The sequence below is a fragment of the Tabrizicola sp. genome (assembly GCF_031377265.1).
Taxonomy (GTDB): Bacteria; Pseudomonadota; Alphaproteobacteria; order Rhodobacterales; family Rhodobacteraceae; genus JAUYQR01.
In genome coordinates, this window is record NZ_JANMET010000260.1 from 1 (window position 1) to 4,934 (window position 4,934).

A 4,934-nucleotide genomic window follows, 5' to 3' on the forward strand; every position below is an offset into this window, starting at 1 on the left:
CGCGCGGGCGATCAGATCGGCATCGTCGCTGACCATGATCCCGCCTTCGCCCGCATTGATCAGCTTGTAGGATTGGAACGAAAAACAGCCGATCCGCCCGATGGTCCCGATATTTCGCCCCGCCCAGGTGGTGCCCAGCGAATGCGCGGCATCCTCGATCACCGGAATGCCCGCCGCATCGCACAGCGCCATGATCGCATCCATGTCCGAGGTGTGCCCCCGCATGTGGCTGATCATCACCGCCCCGGCCCCCGGCAGCTTCGCTGCAAAGTCGGCCATGTCAACACGGTAATTCGCGCCCACTTCCACCAGAACCGGCTCACACTCGGCATGCACAACCGATGACGGCACCGCCGCAAAGGTAAACGCCGGGATCAGAACCTTGGCACCTTTCGGCAGGTCCAGCGCCTTCAGCGCCAGAAACAGCGCCGCCGAACAGGACGACACCGCCAGCGCGTAGCGCGCACCCATCAACTCGGCAAATTCGGCTTCCAGCAGCGCCACCGGCGCGCCTTCGGGTGCGGTATAGCGAAACAGATCGCCGCTGCTCAGCAGCCGGTCAATCTCGGCGCGGGCGGCCTCGGGAATGGGCTCTGAATCGTAAACATTTGGGGCGATTGCCTGTCCGTCAGGGGCCATTGTGCACCTTTTCTAAAACTCTGCTTCAGAAAAGGTGTAAACACGTGTTCCGTGACACGCCAGTGACATTGCGGGCCCTAAGTCATTTCTTGCCTAAGACTTCAGCATCGCCCGCGCTTCAAGCGCCTGCATCGCGCTCTCCAGCTCATGCCAAGCGGTGCGCGCCATGGACCGGAACACCATAAGATCAAAGGCATAGTCGCCAGTCCGGATCAGTACCGCGTTCATGTGGTTCAACGGCGCGCGAACCGCCCGCCCCACCGGAAACGCCATCAACCGCAAATCCAGCGGCACCAGCCGCATCAACGCCTCAACCGCCGCCGTACCGCTGACCGATAGCGTGGCCCAGCCGCCGGTCTGATCCGTCACCGCCGCGCCCTCGATCATCGGTGGCTCCACGCCGGTCAGAAACGCCTGATCCCGCCCGGTCCAGATGATCCGCGCATCGCCCTTGGCAGACCAGCAGTTCGGCTCAGGGAATGTCAGGCCCAGCGGCTTCAGCGCCTTGGCCACCGCCTTTTCCTTGCCCGCAAACACCGCGATCGACGTGATCTGGCCCACCACAGCCTCAGCCAGAGTTACCCCGCCAAGGGTTAACGGCCCCTGCCCCTCAAGGGCGGACTTTGCAATCAGCTCAGGCACGCAGCTTCACCCCCTCAGGATCATGGAACACCGGATGGCAAACATCGCAGATCACATCGATGCCGCGCAAATGATCAACCAGCCGGATCCGCCCGCCGATCCGTGCCCGCCCATCCTTCAGGAACGCCAGCCCCAGCCACGCATCCAGCGTCGGCGACCAGCCGACCGAGGTGACATAGCCCTGATCCATCTCGCGGTGGACTTCGGCCCCCGGCACAAACAGATGCGCCCCCGCCGAAATCGCCTCAACCGCCTTCAGGCCGACCAACTGCTCGCGGTCCGGCCCCCATAGTCCCGGTCGCTGGGCCGCCGCCTTGCCGATGCAATCCTTCTTTGCCGACACCATCTTTTCCATACCGATGTCATGCGCAGTAATGCGGCCATGAATCTCGGCGTGGGTGATAAAGCCTTTTTCGATGCGCAGCACGTTCAGCGCTTCCATCCCGTATGGCCCGCCACCCATCGTTTCCGCCCGTGCCAGCAGATCGCGAAACAGCGCCTCGCCGAACCGCGTCGGCACCGCAATCTCATAGCCTTCTTCGCCCGAAAAGCTGATCCTGAACAGCCGCGCCTCGACGCCGCCCACCCGCACCGTGGTAACCGCCATGAACGGCACGTCGCCCAACGGCTCATCCAGTACCGAATTGAGCAGCGCCCGCGCCTTCGGCCCCGCAACCGCAAACTGCGCCCAGGCTTCGGTCACCGAAATGAACCGCACCTGCCAATCGGCACAAAACGCCTGATGCACAAAGTCCAGATGCCGCATCACCAGACCCGCCGCCGCCGTGGTGGTTGTCATCAGATAATGGTTTTCCCCCAGCCGCGCAGAGGTGCCGTCATCCAGCACCAACCCGTCTTCGCGCAGCATCAGGCCATACCGCACCCGGCCCACCGGAAGGGTCGAAAACATGTTGGTGTAGACGAAGTCGAGGAACCGCCCCGCGTCCTTGCCTTGAATGTCGATCTTGCCAAGTGTGGACACATCCGCCACCCCGACCGCCTCGCGCACCATGCGCACCTCGCGGTCGCAGGCCTCGCGCCATGTCGTCTCCCCCGGTTTCGGGAAATAGCTCGGCCGGTACCACAGCCCCGCCTCGATCATCGGCGCGCCCCGGTCGCGGCTCGCCTGATCGCTGGTCAGGAACCGCTGCGGCGCAAAGCCCGCGCCCCGACCCCCGGCCCCCATCGCCGCAATCGACACCGGCACATAAGGCGGGCGGAACGTCGTCACCCCGGTCTCGGCAATCCCCCGCCCTGTCGCATCGGCCAGCACCGCCAACGCGGCGACGTTGGAATTCTTGCCCTGATCCGGCGCCATCCCCTGCGTGGTGTAGCGCTTCATATGCTCCACCGACCGAAAGCCCTCCTGCGCGGAAAGCTTTACATCCTTGGTCGTCACGTCATTGGCGAAATCAAGCCAGGCCCGCCCCTCGCCCGCCACCTGCCAGATTGGCTGAATGCGGTACGGCGCATCCTCTGCGTCCGGCAGATCGACCGAAACCCGCCGCCCCAACGCCTGTACCGCACGCAGCGCCGCCGCATGCCCGGTGGCCAGCGCCCCATGGGTCGAGAACGTGCCGTTCGCCGCCCCCACCGCCACCAGCCCCGGCACGGCACCTTCCATCGGCACAAAGGCCGCAAGCTCGTCGTTCCATCTTGGCCGCCCGTTCATGTGGCAGGTCAGGTGCAGCGTCGGGTTCCAGCCGCCTGATACGGCCAGACAGTCCGTCTCGATCTTGAACTCGTCGCTCCCCTTGCGCACGGTGATCTCGCGCAAACCCAGACGCCCGCGCGTTCCCACCACCTCGGCGCCCAGATGCACCGGGCAATCCTCGACCGCGCTGGCACCTTCACGCGGATCGATGATCGCCGCCACCGTCACCCCTGCCGCCATCAGATCGCGCGCCACGCCCCGCGCCGCATCGGTATTGGCAAACAGCGTCACCCGCTTGCCCGGAACCACGCCGTAACGGTTCAGATAAGTCCGCACGCCCGACGCCATCATGATCCCCGGCCGGTCATTGTCGGCAAACGCGACCGACCGCTCCAGCGCCCCGGTGGCCAGCACCGCATGGCCCGCCACGATCCGCCAGAAACACTCGCGCGGCAGGTTCGGACGGGCGGATTTGTGCAGGCCAACCCGCTCCAGCGCGCCATAGGTGCCATGGTCATAGGCCCCGGTCACCGCCGTGCGCAACATGATCCGCACGTTCGGCATCGCGGTCAGCTCGGCCAGAACCGAGGCCACCCAATCAGCCGCCGCCATCCCACCAATCACACCGCCGTCGCCCAACAGCCGCCCGCCGATGTGGTGGCTTTCCTCCGCCAGGATCACATCCGCGCCCGACCGCCCCGCCGTCAGCGCCACCATCAGGCCCGCAGGTCCCGCGCCAATCACCAGCACATCGCAGAACGCAAAGGCCTTTTCATAGATCCCTTCGTCATGTTTGCCAGAAAGACTGCCCAGCCCCGCCGCCCGCCGGATGATCGGCTCGTAAATCGCCTCCCAGAACGCGCGCGGCCACATGAACGTCTTGTAGTAAAACCCCGCACTCAGGAACGGTGACAGGTAGTCGTTCACCGCCAGCAAGTCGTATTTCAACGACCCCAGCCGGTTCTGGCTCTGCGCCACCAAGCCTTCGAACACCTCTTGCACCGTCGCCCGCACGTTCGGCGTCTGGTTCTTGGCGCCAATCACTTCGACCATCGCGTTCGGCTCTTCCGACCCTGCGGTCAGAACCCCGCGTGGCCGGTGATACTTGAACGACCGCGCGACCAGCTTCACCTCATTGGCAATCAGCGCCGAGGCCAGGGTATCGCCCTTGTACCCGGCATAATCGCGGCCATCGAACCGAAAGCGGACCGGCTTTGTCCGGTCGATGAGGCCCTTGCCGTCGATCCTCATGGCCGACGCTCCGCTACCAGTTCCACAGCCGACACCTCATGCGTGACCGTATTCCGCGTGACCACCAACCACTGCGCACAGCCCGCCTCGTGATACCAAAGGTCGCGCGTCACCCCAGCAGGATTGTCCCGCAGATGCAGATAGTTGTCCCAAGCCTCCGCAGGTGCCTCCACTGTTGGCCGCTGCAGATACGCCGCGTCGCCATAGTAATAAAACTCCCGCCGGTCACGGGTGCCGCAAAGGGGGCAGGTCAGGCGCATTCCCGCACTCCCGATTTCATCTGTCCAAAAATATCCCCGCCGGAGGCTTCCGAACCAAACCCAAGGCGCAACTGATCCCGTTCCATCCCGCCCCTCAATGCAAATTATGCTGGCTGCCGGTGCCTTCTTCGTCCAGAAGATGCCCCGTCGCAAAGCGGTCCAGCCGGAACTTCCGCGCCACCTCGTGGCTCTCCCCCGTCGCCATCAGATGCGCCATGCACCAGCCCGACGCAGGCACCGCCTTGAACCCCCCGTAATTCCAGCCGCAGTCGATGAACAGCCCTTCGACATGCGTCTTGTCGATGATCGGGCTGCCATCCGGCGACATGTCCATAATCCCGCCCCACGACCGCAGCACCTTGGCCCGCCCGATCATCGGCATCAGTGTCATGCCGGCTTCCATCACATGCTCGACCATCGGCAGGTTCCCGCGGCTGGCGTAACTCGCGTAGAAATCCAGATCGCCGCCGAACACGAGGCCCCCCTTG

Annotated in this window: 5 protein-coding genes; all 5 read right to left on the reverse strand. The window is 64.5% G+C overall.

Annotated features, from left to right (window positions below):
* The coding region (locus RMO18_RS14915; RefSeq protein ID WP_309666947.1) for an aminotransferase class I/II-fold pyridoxal phosphate-dependent enzyme at window positions 1-639 on the reverse strand (639 nt) is incomplete at its 3' end.
* 93 nt (window positions 640-732) lie between these two features.
* Entirely contained in the window at window positions 733-1,281 is a 549-nt protein-coding gene (locus RMO18_RS14920) for a sarcosine oxidase subunit gamma family protein (RefSeq protein WP_309666948.1), read from the reverse strand.
* Window positions 1,274-4,186 carry a sarcosine oxidase subunit alpha family protein gene (locus RMO18_RS14925; protein ID WP_309666950.1) on the reverse strand — a complete coding sequence of 971 codons (2,913 nt, stop codon included), beginning with the start codon at window positions 4,184-4,186 and terminating at the stop codon, window positions 1,274-1,276. The genes RMO18_RS14920 and RMO18_RS14925 overlap by 8 nt, the downstream gene beginning before the upstream one ends.
* Window positions 4,183-4,446, reverse strand: coding sequence for a sarcosine oxidase subunit delta (locus RMO18_RS14930; protein ID WP_309666951.1), 264 nt, complete (start codon window positions 4,444-4,446; stop codon window positions 4,183-4,185). The genes RMO18_RS14925 and RMO18_RS14930 overlap by 4 nt, the downstream gene beginning before the upstream one ends.
* 94 nt (window positions 4,447-4,540) lie before the next feature.
* On the reverse strand, window positions 4,541-4,934 hold a 394-nt coding region (locus RMO18_RS14935; RefSeq protein ID WP_309666952.1), incomplete at its 5' end, for an FAD-dependent oxidoreductase.